The organism is Thermostichus sp. OS-CIW-30 (genome assembly GCF_054060215.1).
Map to the genome: position 1 here is coordinate 1 of NZ_JBSSCZ010000013.1, position 20,244 is coordinate 20,244.

20 protein-coding genes and 1 pseudogene are annotated in these 20,244 nt (G+C 59.5%); 4 read left to right on the forward strand and 17 right to left on the reverse strand.

Features of this window, described 5'->3' with window-relative positions; all coding sequences use genetic code 11:
• Positions 1-310: 310 nt before the first annotated feature.
• Positions 311-1,867 carry a carotenoid isomerase gene (gene crtH / locus ACVWZF_RS06880; protein ID WP_457411164.1) on the reverse strand — a complete coding sequence of 519 codons (1,557 nt, stop codon included), beginning with the start codon at positions 1,865-1,867 and terminating at the stop codon, positions 311-313.
• A gap of 203 nt (positions 1,868-2,070) precedes the next feature.
• Between crtH and ACVWZF_RS06885 the strand changes: the two genes are divergently transcribed.
• Positions 2,071-3,090 carry an aromatic ring-hydroxylating dioxygenase subunit alpha gene (locus ACVWZF_RS06885; RefSeq protein ID WP_011432923.1) on the forward strand — a complete coding sequence of 340 codons (1,020 nt, stop codon included), beginning with the start codon at positions 2,071-2,073 and terminating at the stop codon, positions 3,088-3,090.
• Here the strand turns inward: ACVWZF_RS06885 and ACVWZF_RS06890 are convergent.
• The 9 genes from ACVWZF_RS06890 to ebsA form a co-directional block, all read right to left on the reverse strand.
• Positions 3,073-4,023: an ABC transporter permease gene (locus tag ACVWZF_RS06890; RefSeq protein WP_011432924.1), complete on the reverse strand. Its 951-nt coding sequence runs from the start codon at positions 4,021-4,023 to the stop codon at positions 3,073-3,075. The two genes, ACVWZF_RS06885 and ACVWZF_RS06890, sit on opposite strands and share 18 nt — an antisense overlap.
• Positions 4,017-5,156, reverse strand: coding sequence for an ABC transporter ATP-binding protein (locus ACVWZF_RS06895; RefSeq protein WP_148202818.1), 1,140 nt, complete (start codon positions 5,154-5,156; stop codon positions 4,017-4,019). Before ACVWZF_RS06895 ends, ACVWZF_RS06890 begins: the two co-directional genes overlap by 7 nt.
• A gap of 239 nt (positions 5,157-5,395) precedes the next feature.
• Positions 5,396-6,250 carry a PD-(D/E)XK nuclease family protein gene (locus ACVWZF_RS06900; RefSeq protein WP_011432926.1) on the reverse strand — a complete coding sequence of 285 codons (855 nt, stop codon included), beginning with the start codon at positions 6,248-6,250 and terminating at the stop codon, positions 5,396-5,398.
• 226 nt (positions 6,251-6,476) lie between these two features.
• On the reverse strand, positions 6,477-7,016 hold the full coding sequence (locus ACVWZF_RS06905) for a hypothetical protein (RefSeq protein ID WP_041436409.1): 540 nt from the start codon (positions 7,014-7,016) through the stop codon (positions 6,477-6,479).
• A 53-nt stretch (positions 7,017-7,069) separates the two neighbouring features.
• Positions 7,070-9,409 (reverse strand): DNA polymerase III subunit gamma/tau, encoded by a 2,340-nt coding sequence (locus tag ACVWZF_RS06910; RefSeq protein WP_011432928.1) that lies wholly within the window; start codon positions 9,407-9,409, stop codon positions 7,070-7,072.
• A gap of 122 nt (positions 9,410-9,531) precedes the next feature.
• Positions 9,532-10,011, reverse strand: a complete 480-nt coding sequence (locus tag ACVWZF_RS06915; protein ID WP_011432929.1) for a hypothetical protein — start codon at positions 10,009-10,011, stop codon at positions 9,532-9,534.
• A gap of 56 nt (positions 10,012-10,067) precedes the next feature.
• Positions 10,068-10,784, reverse strand: a complete 717-nt coding sequence (gene coaE, locus ACVWZF_RS06920) for a dephospho-CoA kinase (protein WP_011432930.1) — start codon at positions 10,782-10,784, stop codon at positions 10,068-10,070.
• 17 nt (positions 10,785-10,801) lie between these two features.
• Entirely contained in the window at positions 10,802-12,520 is a 1,719-nt protein-coding gene (gene cimA, locus ACVWZF_RS06925) for a citramalate synthase (protein WP_011432931.1), read from the reverse strand.
• Positions 12,510-12,881, reverse strand: a complete 372-nt coding sequence (gene ebsA / locus ACVWZF_RS06930; protein ID WP_011432932.1) for a type IV pilus biogenesis protein EbsA — start codon at positions 12,879-12,881, stop codon at positions 12,510-12,512. The genes cimA and ebsA overlap by 11 nt, the downstream gene beginning before the upstream one ends.
• Before the next feature lie 468 nt (positions 12,882-13,349).
• On the opposite strand from ebsA, the gene larE reads away from it, so the two are divergent.
• The 3 genes from larE (at position 13,350) to ACVWZF_RS06945 (ending at position 16,718) form a co-directional block, all read left to right on the forward strand.
• Positions 13,350-14,270, forward strand: coding sequence for an ATP-dependent sacrificial sulfur transferase LarE (gene larE, locus ACVWZF_RS06935; RefSeq protein WP_011432933.1), 921 nt, complete (start codon positions 13,350-13,352; stop codon positions 14,268-14,270).
• Positions 14,271-14,322: 52 nt separating this feature from the next.
• The gene (locus ACVWZF_RS06940) at positions 14,323-16,155 is read left to right on the forward strand and encodes a DUF3769 domain-containing protein (protein WP_041436411.1); all 1,833 of its coding nucleotides are present in this window, start codon (positions 14,323-14,325) and stop codon (positions 16,153-16,155) included.
• 281 nt (positions 16,156-16,436) lie between these two features.
• Positions 16,437-16,718: a DUF1830 domain-containing protein gene (locus ACVWZF_RS06945; RefSeq protein ID WP_011432935.1), complete on the forward strand. Its 282-nt coding sequence runs from the start codon at positions 16,437-16,439 to the stop codon at positions 16,716-16,718.
• 24 nt (positions 16,719-16,742) lie between these two features.
• On the opposite strand, the gene ACVWZF_RS06950 is transcribed toward ACVWZF_RS06945, so the two are convergent.
• From ACVWZF_RS06950 to ACVWZF_RS06980, 7 genes and pseudogenes are all read right to left on the reverse strand, one after another.
• Positions 16,743-17,132 carry a hypothetical protein gene (locus ACVWZF_RS06950; protein ID WP_011432936.1) on the reverse strand — a complete coding sequence of 130 codons (390 nt, stop codon included), beginning with the start codon at positions 17,130-17,132 and terminating at the stop codon, positions 16,743-16,745.
• 31 nt (positions 17,133-17,163) lie between these two features.
• On the reverse strand, positions 17,164-17,889 hold the full coding sequence (locus ACVWZF_RS06955) for a hypothetical protein (protein WP_011432937.1): 726 nt from the start codon (positions 17,887-17,889) through the stop codon (positions 17,164-17,166).
• Between the two features lie 41 nt (positions 17,890-17,930).
• Complete coding sequence (locus ACVWZF_RS06960) at positions 17,931-18,500, reverse strand: DUF3110 domain-containing protein (RefSeq protein WP_011432938.1); 570 nt, start codon at positions 18,498-18,500, stop codon at positions 17,931-17,933.
• Between the two features lie 89 nt (positions 18,501-18,589).
• Positions 18,590-18,841 (reverse strand): hypothetical protein, encoded by a 252-nt coding sequence (locus tag ACVWZF_RS06965; RefSeq protein ID WP_011432939.1) that lies wholly within the window; start codon positions 18,839-18,841, stop codon positions 18,590-18,592.
• A gap of 271 nt (positions 18,842-19,112) precedes the next feature.
• Positions 19,113-19,457 (reverse strand): ArsR/SmtB family transcription factor, encoded by a 345-nt coding sequence (locus ACVWZF_RS06970; protein WP_414330075.1) that lies wholly within the window; start codon positions 19,455-19,457, stop codon positions 19,113-19,115.
• Between the two features lie 93 nt (positions 19,458-19,550).
• On the reverse strand, positions 19,551-19,754 hold the full coding sequence (locus ACVWZF_RS06975; protein WP_041436413.1) for a hypothetical protein: 204 nt from the start codon (positions 19,752-19,754) through the stop codon (positions 19,551-19,553).
• Positions 19,755-19,759: 5 nt separating this feature from the next.
• Positions 19,760-20,070: pseudogene (locus ACVWZF_RS06980) on the reverse strand (zinc ribbon domain-containing protein); the annotation flags it as partial.
• Positions 20,071-20,244: the final 174 nt, after the last annotated feature.

Sequence of the window (20,244 nt, forward strand, 5' to 3'; positions counted from 1 at the left end):
CTTGGCTCATAAGTTCATTGTACTTCATCAAAGCGCATTCCTCCCGGCAGTGACCCTACGGGTACAGTGCGGGGCTCCTGCGATTTCTAGCTGAATACCGAGTTTGAAGAGGACATCTGTGTTGATTCTGGACAATGTCCTGATTCAAAGGCCTACAGCCTGCTTTCGGGAACGGACGCTATCTTACTGGCTAGCGTCTCATTGTTGTTTGAATTGACCATCAACTGCCTCCCAAACCCTCTGCGCCGCTCAACCCTCATCCCCTGCCCCTCTCCCAGAGGGAGAAGGGAGTAGCAAGGATAAGGGCAACCTAAACCAAATCCGCTGCCACTCGGTGGGCGCAGGCAAAGCCGGAGAAGGCAACGGCATTGAGCCCTTGGCCGGGGAAGGTGCTATCCCCCACGCAGTACAAGTTGGGGATGGCGGTGCGATTGAAAGGCATGCCCAGCAAGCCCCAGGGATCCCGGCTGGGGATAGGCCCATAGGTGCCGTTGCTGCGGCTCAAAAAGCGGCGGTGGGTGCGGGGGGTGCCTATCTCCTTCAGTTCAATGTGGGATCCCAGTTGGGGCCAAAGGGCCTCCAGGCGGCGGATAAGCCGGTCGGCGGCTTGCTGTTTCTGGGTCTGGTACTGGCTTGGGCTTAACCCTTGCCAGGTGGATATCCAACTGGGGGTAAAGGCATGAACAATGTGGCGGCCCGGGGGAGCCAGGTCGGGATCCAACAGGGTGGGGACGGAGACGAAAAGGGTGCCCTGCTCAGCCTCCATCTGATCCCAATCTTCCAGGAGAATGTGGTGACAATAGCGTTCGCCGGACAGGGCCTCGGCCCGCACCCCCAGGTGCAAGCTTAAAAAGCTAGGGGATTGCTGGTAGCGTTTTTGCCACTGCCGCTCCGCCCTGGGCAGGGATCCCGGCCATAGGCGCTCAAAGGTGTCCCAGCGGGTGGCATTGGAGATGATTGTGCGGGCAAAGAGCTTTTCCCCGCTGGCCAGTTCTACGCCCACCGCCCGACCTCTTTCTTCCAGGATCCGCCGCACGGGTGCTTTGTAGCGGATCTGCCCGCCATGGGCCTCTAGTCCCTGGGCCAGCTTTTGGGCGATCTGCCCCACCCCCCCTTTGGGATAGTTGACACCGCCGTAGTGTCGGTCACAAAACACCATCCCGGCATTGATGATGGGCGTGCGATCCGCCGGCACCACCGACCAGCAGTAGCACTCCATGTCCACAAAGCGCAGCAAATCCGGATCCCGCAGACAGCGCCGCGCTACCTGGCCCACATTCACCGGCAAATAGCGCGCCAAGGTCAGGCAGCCGAGGGGATTGCTCACAAAAGAACGAAATAGATAGCCCCACTCCTCCAACGAGAGCAGCTCCATGGCATTGAGGCTGTTGAAGATGGGCCACAGGCTATCGTAGAACCGGCGAATGCCGGCGGCTTCCCGGGGAAAGTAGCCGGATAGCTCCTGCAAAAACTGCTCGTAATCCCGGTGTACTCGGGGATTCAGCCCCTTGGGCAGGTGGTAGGCAATCTGCACCGGATCGGGGATAGAGTCTATGGACTGGCCCACCGCTGCCAAAGCCCGTGTCAGCAAGTTAGTGGTGCCTTGGGTGCCCAATCCAAAGATCATGGAAGCGCCCACGTCAAAGCGGTAGATCCCGTTGCCTAAGGGATCCGGACGCTCAAAGTAGCCGGCACTGCCCCCTGGAATGAGGTATTTTTCCAGCACCAGCACACGGTATCCTTTGGCAGCCAACTGGCTGGCCGCGACCAATCCCCCGATCCCAGCACCGATGACGATGGCATCCCAAGCAGGGGAAGGGGTGTACAGAGCCTGCAAGAGGGTCTGAGAAGGCAAAGTTGAGGTCAAGGGATCCCTCTGGAAACTCAAACGCAAGATCAGTATCTTTACCGTACCAGAGGTTCTAGGGTTTCCCCATGAGTTGAGCTCCCCTGGGAATGAGTTTGCCCAGATCTGCAAGATCCCCAAATAGAGATTGTGGCGCGGGCTACGGAACCGAATTCACGAATTTGCTATACAGAATCCGGCCATACGATAAAGATGGTTTTGCCATGTTGGTGACCCAGCATCCTGTCTTTCGGCGCTTTTGGTACCCGGTGATGCCCCTCAGCCGATTGGAGCAGGGATCCCCGCAACCTTTTGAGCTGCTGGGAGAGAGGATCGTCCTTTGGCTGGACAAAGCCGGACAGCCCCAGGCAGTTGCAGATCGCTGCTGTCATCGGTCGGCCCAATTGTCCAAGGGAATCGTCTGTGATGGCCATATCCGCTGCCCCTACCATGGGTGGGAGTTCGATGGCACGGGAGCCTGTGTCAAAGTGCCGCAACTGCCGGATCAGGCCCGCATCCCAGAGAGCTACCGCATTCCCGCCTATCTCTGCCAGGCCCGCTATGGCTATGCTTGGGTGTGCTTGCATCCCCAGCCTCTACGGGGGATCCCGGTCATCCCAGAAGCTGAGGATCCCAGTTACCGGCTCATCCACGAGTTCTACGAACGCTGGGAATGTGCCAGTTTGCGCATCTGCGAGAACGAGTTCGACGCCGCCCACATCAGCTTTGTACACCAGAACACCTTTGGCAGTATGGAAGACTTGGTACCCAGCCACTTCGAGGTCGAGGAGCTGGACTACGGGATCCGCACCCGCACAGTGCTCGGTGTAGCCAACCCAGAGCTGCAACAAAAAAACCTGGGCATTGCTGCCGCCAAAACCGAGCGCACCACCACTTCAACCTGGCATTTGCCCTTCACCAACCACCTTCACATCCGCTACCCCAATGGCCGCAGCCATGTCATCGTCAACATCCCCACCCCCATCAACGACCGAGCCTCCCAAGTGGTGCAGTTTTGTTTGCGCAACGACACCGAAGCCGATACCCCAGCCGCCGAGGTTATCCGCTTTGACCGGGCCGTGACCCTGGAAGACAAAGCCATTTTGGAGACCACGGATCCCGACGTGCCCCTCACCCTCAGCGCCGAGCAGCACATGCTCACCGATAAGCCCGGGATCCTGATGCGCAAGCAACTGGCGGCTTTGCTCAAGGCCCACAGCAGCTCCTCAAACCAGATGTTCTAGGCTGCGGGTGCCAACATACCGGCTGTAGGCGTAGATCAACCCCAGGGTGAGGCCGGTAACCAAAAAGCTGAGGGCCGCCCCGAAAGGATAGTCCAGGCTGGAGCCAAACTGCAACTGAATCACATTCCCGATCAACAGCGTTTTGCTGCCCCCCAACAAATCCGGCACTACGAACATGCCGAAAGCCGGGATCCCCACCAGAATGAGGCCCGCCGCCAGTCCAGGCAAGGTCTGGGGCAGAAGCACCCACCAAAAGACCTGCCAACCCTTGGCATAGAGATCCCGTGCCGCTTCCGCCAGCCGCCAATCGATGCGCTCCACCGCCGTGTACAGGGGCAAGACCATGTAGGGCAAAAACGTGTAGACCATGCCCAGATAAACCGCCAGCCAACTGGGATACAGAGCCGTTTGCGGTGGGATCCAGCCCAGCCAGGCCGCCAAGCGAGCCGGCCACCCTTCCGGGGCCAGCACCACCATCCAGGCGTAGGTGCGGATCACCAGGTTCGTCCAAAAGGGCACCACCACCAAGGTGAGCAACAGATCCCGTTGTCGGGGTGGGTGGGCGGCAATGAAGAAAGCCAATGGGTAGGCCAGCAGCACGCAAAAAAAGGTGGTCACCCCCGCCACCAGCAGGCTGCGGCCCAAGATCTGCCAGTAGATGGGCGTCCATCCCAAGGGGCCAAAGCCGAGAATGCGCAGATAGTTCTCCAGGGTCAGGGGCAGTTGAATCTGGCCAAACTCCCCGCGGCTGAGAAAGCTGCACACCAACAGCAACAGCCCCGGCAGCACCAGAAAAAACATCACCCACAGCACCCCTGGCCCAGCAAAAATCAGGCTGCGTCCCAGCTCCTGCCAAGGGGTGAGCAGCTCCCCAAATCGCACCTGGGCTTGGCCAGGGATCCACTTGCCCACAGGAGATGGCAGCTTCAACATCCAGTCTCCTCCTGACGGGGATCCGGTCGCAAACGGATTAGGCTTTTCGGGGGTAGGTGGGCCACCAGCGCTGCGCCGATCTCAAACCCTGCATCCTCAATATCGGTGTTGAGGGCCGTGGCCTTGAGCTGCTGACCTTGGTTTGTCCGCAACAGGTATTGGTTCTCAGCCCCAGTGTAGATGAGGTTTTCCACCCGCACCGGCACCTGGTTGGGCAGCAGATCCCAGCCGCTGCGAGAGAGCTGGATCTTTTCCGGGCGAATGGCCAATTGCACCGGTTCCGAGCTGGCCGGGATCCCCAAGACCTTCAGCTTTCCCAAGGGCGTATCCACACAGTCCGTCCCACAGGCGATCCCCTCGATCAGGTTGCTGGCCCCTAAAAAGTCGGCTACGAAGGCCGTCGCCGGGCGCTCGTACACCTCATCGATAAGGCCCACTTGCTCAATGCGCCCCGCCCGCATCACCGCCACCCGGTCGCTGGTCACCAAAGCCTCTTCTTGGTCGTGGGTAACGAAAATAAAGGTCATGCCCAGGCGGCGCTGCAACTCGCACAACTGCACCTGAAGCTGCTTGCGCAACTTGGCATCCAACGCCGACAGCGGCTCATCCAACAAGAGCACTTCCGGCTCGTTCACCAAAGCCCGAGCCAAGGCCACCCGCTGCTGCTGTCCCCCCGACAGCTCATGGGGCTTCCGCTTGGCCAGAGCTGCAATCTCCACCAATTCCATAGCAGCCGCTACCCGCTTGCGCAGAGCTTCTCCCCGCACACCCCGCATGCGCAGGCCGAAGGCGATGTTGTCCTCCACCGTCATAAAAGGGAAAAGGGCATAGCTCTGAAACACCGTGTTGACGTTGCGCTTGTGGGCGGGCAGGTGGCCCACCGGGCGACCTCGAATCACCACTTCCCCAGCATCGGCCATCTCCAGGCCGGCCAGGATGCGCAGCAGGGTGGTCTTGCCGCAGCCGGAAGGGCCCAGCAGGCCGAAAAATTCCCCCCGCCGGATGTTCAGCTCAATGCCATTGAGGGCCACAAAATCGCCAAAACGCTTGTAGAGGCCCGCCACTTCTACATCCCAGTCGGGATCCCGGACGGTGGAAGTACTGGAGATGACACTCGCGATCACAGTTGACAGCGCTGATAAAACCATCTAACCCAGTATGCAAGTCTCCGAGAAAATTGCAGTTATCCTCCACACCAGGGGCACCAGTTCCACGCTCAGCCCTGCAAACGGGGATCCCTGGCCGTAGCCTTTCCAGATGGGAAACGTTGGGAACAAAGGACTCCGTCTCGCTATCGCGAATGGCCCCATAATAGGGTATGCATGGGTTGCTGCCAAAACAGCTCCTGCCAAAACAGCTCCTGCCCCGGCCCTCAATAAGTATCGGCGATGGGATCCGCAGGTGTCGCGGGCTCCTGCATTGGCCAGACCCAATCCGTGAGGTCTTGAGAGGGGATCCCTTCCGGTAGCAGCCCATGGCAGCGGGAGCGAAACAGACAACTGTTGCAGCGCTCAGTGTGGGGGGTCATGGGAAAGTCTTGCGCCTCCAGTTGCCGCAGGTGGTTCAGAGTGGCTCTTAGGTGGGCCAGGTCTTGCTCATAGGCGGCGGCGCTGTAATACCGGTGGAAGGGCTGCTGCGGATGTTGCACATACCAAAAGGTCAGTTGCACCTGCTCCGGCTCAAAAGGGCCTTCCAGGGGCAGCTGCTGGGCCACCTCGCAGAGCAGCAGAGGGTAAAGGCGCACCTGCCAGTCTTGGGCCAACTGTGCATCGCGAGGACGTTGACGCTCAGTTTTCCAGTCCAGGATGTGCAGGGATCCGGGGATAATCACCAGCCGATCCAAACGGGCTATCAACTTAAAGCCCTCAATCCGTTGCCACAGGGGCAACTCCGCCAACACCCGTCCCTGGGGATGGGCATGGGAGCTGGCCAAGAACACCTGCCACCACTGCTGCACCACTTCATCCAGGGCAGACAAACGCGGCTCCACCTGCCGCCCGCGGCTGTGCCACTCCACCAAACGGTGAAACTGCCGTCCGCGCCTCTGCTCCAGCTCGTGCTCAAAAACACTGGCAGCGGGCCAGATCAACCGCTCCAGGTATACATAGCGAAACAGGCGGGGGCAATGGTCCAGCAGGGCCAGCGAAGAGGCGGAGAGGTTGACCTGCTCAAGACTCAACCTCTCCAGAGAAGGGGCAGCAGGGATCCCAGACAAAGTGCTCCGCACCGCTGTCGCGAAGGGGAAGAGCTGGCAAGAGGGGGCTAAGTTCCACTGCTCTCAGGATACCCCCACCGCCCCAGCGGAGGAGCTCATTTCCAACCTGCTCCAAATTTCCATCCTGCTGCTCCGCAACGCTTGCGCAGAAGGGCGTGGGCGGGATCTGGACTGCAACCGCCCGCTGGAGCTGGGATCCCTGTCGGGATGGCTAGACCCGGAACCGTCTGTGGTTGCGCTAGGTTCCCACCGAACTTGCCCAGACCCAGATGGCGACCATCCCATCCCAGAGCAACAGAAGCAGAGCAAAACATCCAAGAAGGCCGTACATCCAAGGCTGAACGTAGGGGCGCAGCCCGCCAATCTCCAGTTGAGCGTGCCGTCGAATCTCAGCCAACAGGCGCTTGAACCCAGCTACCCGCATCGGCAAAAGTACGCGATCCCCCCCTCGGCTGACCAAGTAATACACCATACCACCCTGGCTGGTGGAGCGGGGCTCAATGCGCTCGATATCGGCCCACCGGATCTGCCACTCCTGCCGCACAAAAGGCGGCACCCAACTGGGGTAGGTGGCCTGCATGCCCTCTTCGTCCAACTGAATCTGCTGGCTCAGGGATCCCAGGACTACCCCCCATCCCAGCAGCAGAGCAATCCAAAGGGATCCCAGCTCAAGAGGTGTTGCCTGTTGCCGAGCCAGCAGGATGGGTAGGGGCAGAACCAGTCCCCAGTACAGAGCCTGCACAGCGCAGCGAATTAAGGGAGAGATGGGGAAGGTCATCGTCGGCAAGATGAGGCTGGCTTTATCAAACTTAAGATAGCGCTAGATAGCGCTTAAAAAGGCACCTCCTCCTCCAAGGACTCCGTCCCGCTGAGGCGAACGGCAAGCTGAGAAGACTGCTCACGCCGGTAGGACGGATTCCTTACTGCATTGGGAAAGTCTACGGGATGAGGACTCCGCCCCGCTGACGCGGACGGCTCTGCTCCTGTTGGCGAGCCGTAGGTCTCACCGGAGAGCAGGTCAGGGGATCCCTCGGCTTCTATAGCCTCTATTGAGGAGAGCTCTTCCGTGGATCCCGTCACGTCAGACTCCAACACCCCTTCCAAATCCACCAAGCTGCCGTTGAAGTGGTCGGCAAAACAGCGGGCAATCTCCGCCAGCTCCTGGGTTAGCTCGAAGGACTGCCCACCGTGCAGGGTGTCGCGGCGCTCTGCACGACTTGGAGAATCGGTCGCGACAGCGGTGCGGAGCACTTTGTTCGCACCGGCGGGAGAAAGTCCTTGGGTTGCCAAGCCGGCCACCTTGGGGCCACCCATAGGATTGTCCCGCTCAGGCTCTGGCGAAGGTGGGTTGGAGTCAGAAGGGGAATGTTGCTGTCGCCGGGCAAGGCCGTGGCTCTGCGGTTCTGCTCTGGGCTCCCTTGAGGAAGCACGACTGTTGGTGCTATCGCTCTGCAACCCCGGCGTGGTGACAGGATCCGGGGCCACGGGGGCGGGGGGCAGGTCTGTTTCTCGGCTGAGCAGTGCCGAGGACTCCGCACCGCTGACGCGAATGGAAACATGCGGCCCGCTGGAGCGCTGCACAATCAAGTTGAGCTGCACAGGGCGCTGCAGCAGGTTGTGGAGCACCGACCGCAGTTCGGCTTCTTTGCTGCGCACTTTTTCCACCAGACCCTTGCTGGGAAAGGCGAGGGTAATTGCTTCAGGAGTCTCTTGGTGCAGGTGGCCGGATCCCATCAGAGCCTTGGTGAGGGGAGAGAGGCGCTTGAGGAACTCGTCCCAGTGGGGGCGCAGCAGCTTGACTGTGGCGGCGTCCCTTGCCGGTTCTCTGGGCTGCTCCGAGGACTCCGTCCGAGTAGCGCGATCTGCCTTCTGGCTCGACGCAACAGCAGGGGAGGCTGAAGGCCCAACAGTTAATTCATCTATCTCACCAACAGTTGATGGGCTTGATGGGCTGATGGTCGCAGCAGGGGCCGGAGGGGCTGTCCCGTCCGGGGGAGTTCTCTGGGGTGCAGGAGATAGGTCAAGGGCTGGGAAAGGACTCCGTTCCGCTGAATCCTCAGCCACCATGCTTGGGCGCAGCTGGCCCAGCAGATCCACTAGGGCAATTTCCAACCACAGTTGGGGCTGTCCGCTTTGACGAATTTGCGGCTCACACTGGCGCAGATGGCTCTGGGCTGCCAGCAGTATCTCCACCGAGTAGCGAGGGGCCCGTTGCTGCAGGGCTGCCCAGGTGGAGTCCGTTACAGCCACCAACTCCCGTTGCTGGGGGGCTGTCTTGACCAGCAGCAGATCCCGGTAAAGGGCCACCAAGTTCTGCAACAGGGCTAAGGGCTCTTTGCCCCGCTCCAACAATTGCCGAGTTTGGCTGAGCACCGCCTGCACATCCTGAGCCAGCAGCGCATCCATCAGAGCCAAAAGCTGCTGTTCCGGGATCCCTCCCACCAAGTCCCAAACGGCTTCAGGGGTGATGGATCCTTCCAAGAGGCTGAGCTGGTCCAGCAGGCGTTCGGCGTCCCTCAGGCCCCCTTGGGAAAGTTGGGCCACCAGTTGCAGCGCCTCTGGCGTGATAGGGATCCCTTCTTGGGCGGCGATCTTGCCCAGGTGGGCCACCATGTCGTCGAGGGGGATGCGGCGGAAGTCAAACCGCTGACAGCGGGAAACAATGGTGGGCAAAACCCGCTGCGGGTCAGTGGTGGCCAGGACAAATACCACGCGGGGGGGCGGCTCTTCAAGAGTTTTCAGCAAGGCGTTGAAGGCCGCATTGCTGAGCATGTGGCACTCGTCGATGACATAGACTTTGTAGCGGCTGTTCACCGGGGCAAACTGGGCCCGCTCGATCAGCTCGCGGATGTTGTCTACGCCGGTGTTGCTGGCCGCGTCAATCTCGAGAACATCCAGGGAGGCTCCCGCAGTGATGGCGCGGCATTGGCTGCACGCCTGGCAGGGATCCGGCGTCGGCCCCTGTTCACAATTCAAAGACTTGGCCAAGATGCGGGCGCTGGAGGTTTTTCCCGTGCCCCGCGGCCCGCAGAACAAATAGGCAGGCGCCACCCGCCCCAGCCGGATGGCATTGGCCAGCGTTTGCACCACCGCTCCTTGGCCGACCACATCGGCAAAGCGCTGCGGGCGGTATTTTAAATGCAGGGGTTCATAGTTGCCAGCGGTGGCCATTTCCGGGATCTCCAAGCAAGCAGCGCCCCAACCGGAACCGCGCAAGAGCTCTGCTCTGCTGACGCGATCCCACCGGGGCTCCCCTATTCTGGCTTCTCGATGGCGGGATCCCTCCCTGCCCATCAAGAGCAGGGCTGGACACCAGGGGGGGAGACCGGCAGAGCTTTTGTGCTCCGCTCCGCTGAGGACTTGGGATCCCGGCGACGCAGAGAGGGAAGCTGGATCCAGCCGGGCGAGTCGAGCTGATCTATGTGCTGCACGCGGTAGCTGAGCTGATACACCTCCTTCCTGAGCTGGCGATTCTCTGCCTGGATGGCGGCGATGCGCTGGCGGATGGGCTGCAGGCGGGCTTGCAGCTTGCGCCGGTAGAGCTCTGGCAACTCTTGAATCATCTGCTCCAGCAACTGCTTCTCTTGGTAAAGCTGCTCAATCTCCGCCTCATAGCTGCGAATTTGTCGGTGTTGCTTTTCTTGGCGCAGCTCCAGAAGGTCTACCTGGCCCTGCAAGATGCGATTGCGCTCTCGCAAAAGCTGGATTTCCTGCTCCCGCGCAGCCAGAGCTTGGGCAAACTCCGTCTTGCCGATGCAACCTGCTTCCTGCATCGTTTCTCCCTCAACCCATCCGTACATGGATACCAAGGGATCCGTCCCACCAGACCCTACCCGTCACTGTATCCGGCCCGCGGGGGTGAGGCAAATGGCCTCTGGCCCGCCGACGCCAAAGCTTGCTTCACCTGGGCTTCCAGCTCGGCCAGGGATCCGGAGTTGTCCAGCACCACGTCTGCACGGCGCACTTTTTCCGCCAAAGGCCACTGGCTGGCAATGCGAGCTTCGATTTCTTCCGGCGTCAGGGGATCCCGGCGGGCAAGGCGTTGCCGCTGCTGCTCTGGGGTGCAAGTCACCACCCAAATCTCGCTGGCCCAATTTTCCATGTGGGCTTCAAACAGCAACGGGATCATCAGACAAACGGTTTGGGATCCCTGCCCAGAAGAAAATCCTACCCCGCTACGCTTTTGGGAGGCAGGCTCTTCCTCAAGCGGCACCCCATGGACTTTAGAGCTCTGCTCCGCCAACGCGGACAGAAAATCTTGCAGTTGAGCTCTAACGAAAGGGTGGATTTGGGCCTCTAGCCAAGCCCGCTCAGCGGCATCTGCAAACACGATCTGGCCCAACCGCCGGCGATCCAGATCCCCGGAGGGTGTTTGGATGACCTTCCCATAGCGTTCCAGTACCCGCTCGCGAATGGGGGATCCCACCGCCAAGGCCTGGCGGGCCATTTGATCTGCATCGGCTACTGGGATCCCGTGCTGCTCCAGGATGCGGGCCACCGTGGATTTGCCCGTGCCCACTCCGCCCGTCAGGCCGATGATCCTCATCGAGCTGTAGGCCATAGTCAAGAAGAGGCCGCTGGTGCGGCCATTGCCGTTTGCGCTACTCGGACGGAGTCGTTAGAACGGTGCTCTGCAGAAGCGGGCAAGGGGGAGCTGGGCGGCAGCAGGCTGTACTCCAAGCCCTCCACCAAGGCCCGACAGGAGGCTTCGATGATGTTGGTGGAAACCCCCACCGTTGTCCAACGGCGGTGACCGTCGCTAAACTCCACCAGCACGCGCGTTTTGGCCGAGGTGCCGGCTCGCCCATCCAAAATGCGCACCTTGTAATCAGACAGGTGAATCGCCTCCAGTTGGGGATAGAACTCCAGCAGCGCCTTGCGCAACGCCCCATCCAGAGCGGCCACCGGCCCATTGCCTTCCGCCGCCGTCACCCGAGTCTGCCCCTGCACCGCGATTTTCACCGCCGCCAACGATTGCACATCCGTTGCCTCGCCACTGGGATCCCAGTCTTTGCTGTTCCAATCGGAGCGGGTGGTGGTCGTCACGTTGAAGCTGAGCACTTCAAACGGATGCGAGCGCTGACCCAACAACCCCCTCACCAACAGCTCAAAGCTGGCCTCAGCCGCCTCAAACTGATAGCCCTGCAGCTCCAAAGTTTTCAGCCGCTCCAAAATCAAGCGCGCCTGTGGATCCGACTTGTCCAGCCGGATCCCGAATCCGGCCATTTTGTGGAGAATGTTGCTCAGCCCCGCCTGTTCTGAGACCACGATGCGGCGACAGTTGCCCACTTGCTCGGGGGCGATGTGCTCGTAGGTGAGAGGGTTTTTCTGAACGGCGCTGACGTGGATCCCACCCTTGTGGGCAAAGGCCGATAGGCCCACAAACGGCGCATGGTCATCCGGGGCCAAATTGACCACCTCGCTGATGGAGCGGGAGATCTCCGTCAGGTGTTGCAGCTTCTCTTGCGGCAGACAGCGATAGCCCAGCTTCAGTTGCAAGTTGGGAATGACGCTGCACAGGTCGGCATTGCCGCAGCGTTCCCCATAGCCGTTGATGGTGCCCTGCACCATGCGCGCCCCTGCCTGCACCGCCGCCAGGGCATTGGCCACAGCAGTGCCGGAGTCGTTGTGGGTGTGGATCCCTAGGGGCAAGTGCTGCAGGTGATGGGATTCTGCCAAGACAGCTGCCGTGATCGCCGCAATCTCGTGGGGCAGGGATCCGCCGTTGGTATCGCAGAGAACCAGCCACTCCGCCCCCGCCGCCGCCGCTGCCGCTAGGGTTTGCAGGGCATAGTCGGGGTTGTGGCGGTAGGCGTCGAACCAGTGCTCGGCATCGTAGATGACCCGCCGCCCCTGGGATCGCAGATAGGCAATGGTGTCGCGGATCATGGCCAGGTTTTCCTGCAGCGTGGTGCCCAGGCCCTCGGTGACGTGGAGATCCCAAGACTTGCCGAAGACGGTTATATAGCGGGTGCCCGCCGCCAAAATGGCCTGCAGCATGGGATCGTCTGCCGCCCGCCGCCCCGGCTTGCGGGTAGAACAAAAAGCCACCAGCTCGGCTTGCTCTAGGGGCTCTTCCCGCATCTGCCAGAAAAACTGCACATCCTTGGGATTGGCTCCTGGCCAGCCCCCTTCAATAAACGGGATCCCCAGCCGATCCAACAGCTTGGCAATCTGTAACTTGTCTTGCACCGACAACGATAGCCCCTCTCGCTGGGCCCCATCCCGCAGTGTGGTGTCGTAGAGAGTGATGGTGGCTGAGCAACCCAGATCAATCTTCATATCGCATCAGTTTCTTGTAAAAGGCGGTGGAGAAATCCGGCTGTTGTCCGCGCTGCACCAAAGAGACGACATCAATCAGATAATCCACAAACTCGTAGTTGGCAATGGAGAGCTGATAGGTGAGATCTGCATCCTGAGCAAAGATCACCTGAACCACCGTCAGATCCGAGGGCAACGGGGACATGTGCCAACTGGCCAAGAAGCGGACAGGCCCCTCTCCCTCGATGGCCCTCTGCCCTTCCAGGCTGGCTTTTTTGTAGAGGCCCACCGCGAGGGCTAGGTACTGTCGGCGGGCAACGGCGTAATAGGGCTGATAAACGGCCACTTCTGGCGGGCTGGCGGGTTCAAGTTGCAAAGCCATGGTGCGCTAGGAGAGGGGTACCGCTTTTTCTAAGTTTCATGAAGTTCTGCAAGATAGGTGGGATCCCTATAACCAAGTAGATATCTCTGCATTGGCTGTAGCAAGTGTCGCCGGAAAAAGCTGTGAGGTCAATTGCGGCAGAGAACCCAGAAAAAATTATAAGGGGCCACTGCAACCCATCTTATTCAGCGTATCGCGAAGCGGTGCGGTTCCCGGTAGGGTGCCGGAGGCATAGCACCATCGCGACAGCAGGTCAGCGGACTACGGATAGATTGCCCAATTGTCTACTTTTCCTTGAGGGATCCCGCATCCCATGCTGGGGAGAAGCGTTGGAAAGTCGGGGATCTCTGGGAAAGAATAGAAAGAGGGGGGATCCCTGCCCCTGATAGCAACCGGCTTTTCTCCTGCCGGCGGTGGCGAGACGGTGCCCTTGCTTGGTTCTCCAAACGTTTGGCATCTCCTGGCTTCATGAACACAACCCAAGACCCAACCGCCTCTCGTCTCGACCTTCTCCCCCCGGGAGAGGGAGGAACAACGGCCAACCTCCTGCTGGAGTGGGATCCCGTCCTGCAGCGCAAGTTCCAGCAGCTTGTCCAGATCTTCGCCGAGATGGAGCAGGTCTTGGTGGCCTACTCTGGGGGGGTTGATAGCAGCCTGGTGGCCAAGTTGGCCTGCGATCAGCTGGGGGAGCGGGCCCTGGCTGTCACCGCTGCTTCTCCTTCGCTGCTGCCCGAAGATTTGGAAGAAGCAATTCAGCAGGCTCGGCAAATCGGGATCCGCCATCAGATCGTCGAAACCCACGAGCTGGAGGATCCGAGCTACGCTGCCAACCCTGTTAACCGGTGTTACTTCTGCAAAAGTCACTTGCACGATACCTTGCGCCTGTTGGCCCAAGCCCAGGGATATAACCATGTGGTGGATGGTCTCAATGCCGACGATCTGGCCGATTACCGACCGGGGACACAGGCAGCTCGGGAGCGCGGCGTGCGTTCCCCTTTGGCGGAGGTGGGGATGAGCAAGCTGGAGGTGCGGCAATTGTCTCGCCACCTGGGGCTGTCTTGGTGGGATAAACCGGCCCAACCCTGCCTCAGCTCTCGCTTTCCCTACGGGGAGGCAATCACCCCTGAGAAGCTGCGTCGGGTGGGAGCGGCGGAGCGCTACTTGCGCAGCTTGGGTTGGCGGCAGGTCAGGGTGCGCTCGGAGAAGGACACCGCCCGCATCGAACTTCCTCCGGATCAGATCGTGGAGTTTGTGCAGAAAACCAATCTGGAAGCGCTGGTCAAGGCCCTGCAATCCTTCGGCTATCTCTATGTCAGTCTCGATTTGGAGGGCTACCGCAGCGGCAAGCTCAACCGAGTCCTCAACCTTTCCCAGTTGGCCACAAGCTAGCGGGCTGGGGAAGCCGTAGGGGATCTGTGTTGAAGTTTTGCGCCGGGTGATTATGAGAGGGTTGCGGTTGCTCTGGCTCTGCTTGGGGGTGCTGGGGTTGGCAGTTGCCGGCCCTACTGCGGCTCAGGTGGAGTCCCAGAAGAAGGGGGGCGCTCAGCCCATGGATACGACTGACCTCAGCGCCGTTGCCGACCGAACGTTACGGCTGCGTTCTGACCGGCAAACCTTCGATCAACGGGCGGAAGTCTTCCAAGCAGAAGGCAATGTGGAGATGCGGCTGGGCCGCTCTGTGTTGCGGGCGGATCGCCTGCGCATTGAACTGCGACAGCGGCGGGCTGTGGCCGAGGGCAATGTTTCTATTCAACTGGATCGGCAGCGCATTCAGGGATCCCGGCTGGAGTACGACTTTGAGCAAGAGCGGGGATTTTTGGAAGAGGCCTTCGGGCAGGTGGATATTGGCCAGTTGCAGGCCAGTGGATCCCCGGCAGCCGCCCTCTCTCCGCAGCGGCTGGTGCGCTTTCGTGCCGTTCGCATCCGCTTCGATGCCACCACCTGGGAAGGAGAACAGGTGCGGCTGACCAACGACCCGCTGGATCCGCCGGAGTTGGAGATTCGTAGCCCACGGGTGACCTCCACTCTTCAGGCAGATGGTTCCAGCCTGCTGATTGCCGAGGCCGGCCAACTGGCCTTCGACCAGGTCTTGTTTCTGCCTCTGCCCATTCGGTTGCGCTTCGACTCATTAAACCGTCAGCCTCCGGTCAGCATCTTCTACGACGATTTCGACCGAGAAGAATTGCGACGGGGCCTGATCCTGCAACCCAACTTCGAGCTGCTGCGGGATCCCAACGTGAGCTTGGTGCTCTCCCCGCAACTGTATCCACAACGTCTTTGGGGCAGTGAGCAGGGCCTTTTGGATGGGATCGGGCTGCGGGCCGATTTTCGTTGGCGGCAACCGGAAGCCAACGCTCAAACCTCGCTGTTTGCCGAGCTGCGGGGGATCGTCTTCCAGGAGTTTGCTCAGCGCTTGCGAGCCCAGGTCGAACACCGCATCACCACCGGCGATGGCGGAGAAGTCGCCTACACCTACGCCTATCGGGAACGCTTCTTCAGCGGTCGCCTGGGGTTTCAAATTGTGGAAAACCGCCTCGGTGCCAGCTACCGCTCACCCACCCTCCGCCTGGGCAATACCGGCTTGGATCTCAGCTACCGCATAGCCGCCGACTACATTGATGCCTTGGGGCAGCCGGATGAAATCGACACGGATCCGGAGTTGGCCTTAGCCAACACCACCGACCGCATTCAGCTCTCCCGCCTGCAACTGGGGGCAACCTTGAATCGCTCCTTTCCCCTCTGGAGCCCTCCCAAGACGGCGGCGGATCCCCCACCCCGCTTTTCCGCTCTGCCCATCGAGCAAGGGATCTGGCTCAGCACCGGTGTGAGCAGCAGCCAGTCTTTTTACTCTAATGGCCGAGCCCAGAGCTATACTGCCGGCAGTATTGGCATTGATGCGGTGATTGGGGCTTTTGTGGCCGATACCTTCGACTACACCAACCTGAGGGTGACCTACTCCAACGGTTTTCTGGCCGGAGCCTCGCCATTTTTGTTTGACCGCATCACCACGCGGGAACAGCTCGTCCTGGGCTTTTTGCAACAACTGTACGGCCCGCTGCGGGTAGGGGCAGAGACAACGGTAGATTTGCAGTCGGGCCAGCAGGTGGATGTCGTCTATCGCCTGGGCTACGACCGCCGCACCTATGGCTTTAGCCTGCAGTACAATCCGGTGCGCCAGTCGGGGGCTCTGGAGCTGCGGGTGGAGGGCCTGAACTGGGATCCCGGCCAATCCTCGCCGCAGCCGACGACCGGATCGAGGATCCAAGAGCCCTGATCCCCAAACTCCAAGGGAACGGAAAAATGTAATCCTGACTACTACTCTGTGGAGATTTTCTATGAGAAATTGTCCCATATTGGGGAAAAATCCTAATTCAAATCTTCCTCGAATTGCAGAACCCTCTTGGAAATCGAAACAGTAAGGTAAAATACAGAAGTTATTTTTTCCAGGATTGATTTCTGCCAGTTGGGATCGCCGTATCGCAGACTACCGCAGTGATCCCCAGGCGGTGTTAGGGTAGATGATAGGCTGAGCAAAGTGGGCTGGTGATCTGAACAATGCAAACACTCGATGCAATCCCCGATAAAAAACGAGCAGAGCGAATAACCTGTAGCTACATCAATGCGACCAGCTCCATTCAGGTGGTTCGCATCACGAATATCGAAAACTGGTACTTTGAGCGGGTGGTCTTTCCAGGCCAGCGGCTGCTGTTTGAGGCGGTGCCTGGAGCCAAACTGGAGATTCACACGGGTATGATGGCCAGCTCTATTCTGGCGGATACCATCCCCTGTGAAAAGCTGCGCGTTCGAGAAACGGAGCCGGTGACCGTAGGCGCCTAAATCCCCAGAGGCCAGCGGTGCGGACTAGGTTTCGCGGCCTTGTTGCCTTCTCTCCTCACTCTCTGGGCTGGGGGAAGGCTGAGGCGAGGGGCTGGCGGAGCGGCGCGGCTTCGGGGGTAGTGGGATCTCCAGGAAACGGGCGCTCAATCTCACCAGGCTGGTCTCTTGGGGCGGCCAAGGGATCCCCAACCAACGGGCCGTGAGCTCCAGCAAGCTGGGGGGTGGTGTCGGCGTAGGAGTTGGCGTGGGTGGTGGGGTGGGGTACAGATCTAGGCGCGGTGGCCGTGGGGTGCTAACCCGAAAAGCATCGGGGGGCGGTTGGGTCAGAGGTACATTCGGATCCCCGCATCCCAGCAAGCCCAGTCCGCCGGCAAGCAACAGGCCGTACAATTTTCGAGTGCCTCTACTGCCCATGAATACGCTGCTGGACACCTCCAACAGGGTATCATCGGGATCCCAAGGCTCTGAGCTGGGCTTGCAAATCTTCCTCCAGCACAGATAGCTGGCGAGCCAAGGTCACGTAGCGGTTGGCGGTCAGGTTTTTGGCGGTAAATTGCTCCAACAGTTGCTGATCCCGGGCAACCATTTGGTTGAGATACTGAGCCACAGAGGCTTGTGGATCCTCGATCAAAGCTCGGCACACCTGTAGGGCCATCACCAGTTGGGCCCGCACTTGTAAAAACAGCGATTGGATGTACTTCTGCTCGGCCTCGCTGAGTTGCCGAAAATCCCGCCAATGCTGCCCCCCCTGCAGGGATTGTTGGAGCTCGTTGACCCAGTGGTTGTAGTCTTTTACTTTGCGGGCCAGATCGGTGGCAAACTTCATCATCTCAGGGGTGCTGTTGAGCAGGTGGGCTTCCTGCCAACGCTGGCGGATGCGATGCAGGCTTTTTCCCAAGCGCAAGTTGGCTCTCAGGATCCCCAACAGGAGCAGCAGTAGGATCCCGGCAGCCGCGGCATAGGGCACCCAAGAGCCGGGATCCCGCATCCCCAAGAAGATGACCAAGGCTATTGCTATCAAACCAAAGGCCAGCATGCCCCAGGAGCGTAGCCGCTGTTGCTGCAGACGCAGGTACTCCGCCCGCAAATCAAAGGCCTCGCAGCAAGCGTCCAGATCGGCGGCCATGAGCTGGCGAAACTCGTCCACAGAGATCGGTTCCACACTAATCATCGAGGGCACCCTTAACGCAAGTGGATCGAGGCCAAACGACATCAAGACCTGCCCTGCCAATCACGGGCAGCTTCCGTACTTTCTTGTAGAGGCTCCAGCGTTTCGCTGGCCGGAACCACCATCAACCCATACCCTCCGCTGCGGCAAAAATCGACGATCTCCTGCGTGTCAAAGCGTTCTGCCAAGGGCTTGGGCAGTCCCTGTTGAGCCAACCGCTGCGCATATTTTCTTGCCGCAAACGAGCTCTCGAAAGCAATGACGATATCTTGACCCCCAACCTGGCGCGTACAGATCCCCTCCTGCCCATTGGCTTGGTAAAGCAGCACAATCACCTGGGGGGGCAAGTCCTCTGGGCTGACCCAAGACAAACCCTTCTCAGCCTGGGATCCCCCGCTAAGCAATACATCCCGCGCCTCATTCAGCCGCGCCAGTTGCGCCTCTAGCAAGGGTCTTTGTCGCTCGTCCTCCAGTTCTGCGAGGGCAGTACTGAGGGTTTGGTATTCCTGAAACAGTCGCCCCCGGATCTGCCGCTCGGTTGCGTCCGGCGGAAGGTTGAGAATCTCAAGGGCTTCGGCGGTGTTCATCATGGGCTCTGATTTATTCAAAATCATTGCCTAGACTAGCTGCTTTGAGAGTCTCTGGAGAGAAATTCTCCTATGATCGTGGCTGCCCGCTTTCTCGGCCAGAAGAGAGGGTGGACTCACCGTTCGCGCCAGCGGGCCGGAGGCCTTGTGCGGCGATGATGACTTCCATCTTGGGGCTGCTCAGCAGGGGAATTGACCTGGGGTTGGTCAGATAAAGAGGGAAGGGGAAAGCCCAACTCAAAAGCCTCTCGTGCCAGCAAAGCCAGCAGAGATGGATTCAACTGGGCGCGTTTCACCCGCTCCTTGAGGCGATTCCACAGGTGTGCTCGGTGGATGCGTTCCAACTCTTGTCGCTGTTCACGTATCATGTTGTTCCCACCTCTCTTGTATCAATCCTAACTAAGCAACAGGGGAGCTGGTGTCAGGGAACTTTGATGGATTTTAGGAGATGGGATCCTCATTTTCTCCGTTCGCGCCAGCGGGCCGGAGGCCTTGTTGACCCGCCGGGATCCCTGGGGTTGCCAGCAGGGAACACCATTCACATCTGTAATTTCTTGTGTTGCAGCAAGCCCGTCTTCGGAATGTACAAGGGCGGGATCCGACAGTTTTTCTAGGGACATTTTGGGATCCCTGCTCGCCTTAGAGGTCTTCCACACAGGGAACTGCGGCCTTGACAGGGCCAGCTTGCCCCAATCTATCCAAAAAATGCTGCAGGAGCTGAAAACCGGGTGGGTTGAGGCTGTAGTAAATCCAGCGCCCCTGCTGGCGAGCATTGACCAATTTCGCATCCCGCAGGGTTTTTAGGTGAAACGAGAGCTTGGATTGGCTCACCTTCAGCTCCTCGCAGAGATCACAAACACACAACTCACGCCCCTGCAGCAGTTGCAGCACGCGCAGGCGAATCGGGTCGGAGAGAGCGTGGAATCCCTCCCGCACCTGCTCATCTGTCAAATTCCCCTCTACCTCAACCAGGAACGAAACCATCATTCAACCAGGGTAGCAGGAGTTTTGCGCTGCGGCTGCTGATGGATTCGATGGCAGGGGAAAGGCGCGACAATCAACCAGTTTGGCAGCATCTCACTCGAAGGCAAGCAAATACAGACCTTCCGATTCAGAAGGGATCAGTTGATACGGATCTTTCTGATTGGCCTGTTCACAGAGATTGGCAAAAGACTGCAAACCTTCCAAGCGTTCCGTGAGTTCGCTGAGGGTATCGAGGTACTCCGCCAAGCCCGCTTGAGTCAGGTACCAAGATTTGTCCAGCTCTCGGAAATAGGTCATGTAAACTACCCGACCCTGACTGCTTCGCAGTACAGGGCAGGCTTAAGGCCTCCGGCCCGCTGGCGCGAACGGTAGCCCTGTAGTTGGCAAGCCAACCACGTTCGCGAAGCGAGCCGTAGGCTTGACCTCTAGGCTGGTTTACAGCAGCCCCCAAAAGCGCAATCACATTTGCACCGTTAAAATCAGCATCCCCTTCCCAACCACAATGCCCGCACTTAAATCCCTTCCCATCCCGGTACGACTTACCAGAGTCGGGATGAATGGGCAAGCATTTGTGGCAAGTCTGTGAGGTATAGGCCGGTGGTACAGTTACCACTTTCTTCACAAGCTCTCCACAGTTTCGCTGAAATCAATCACTGGGATCCGTTATGCGAGAGACACAGTTGCACCGGCTATGGCTGGTGTTGCTGGAAAAAGCTGCTTTGAATCATCTGTTGAAAAGCCTGGGCTGCTCGCGAAGTGTGCAGAACCCTCGCGAGAGCATCTACAA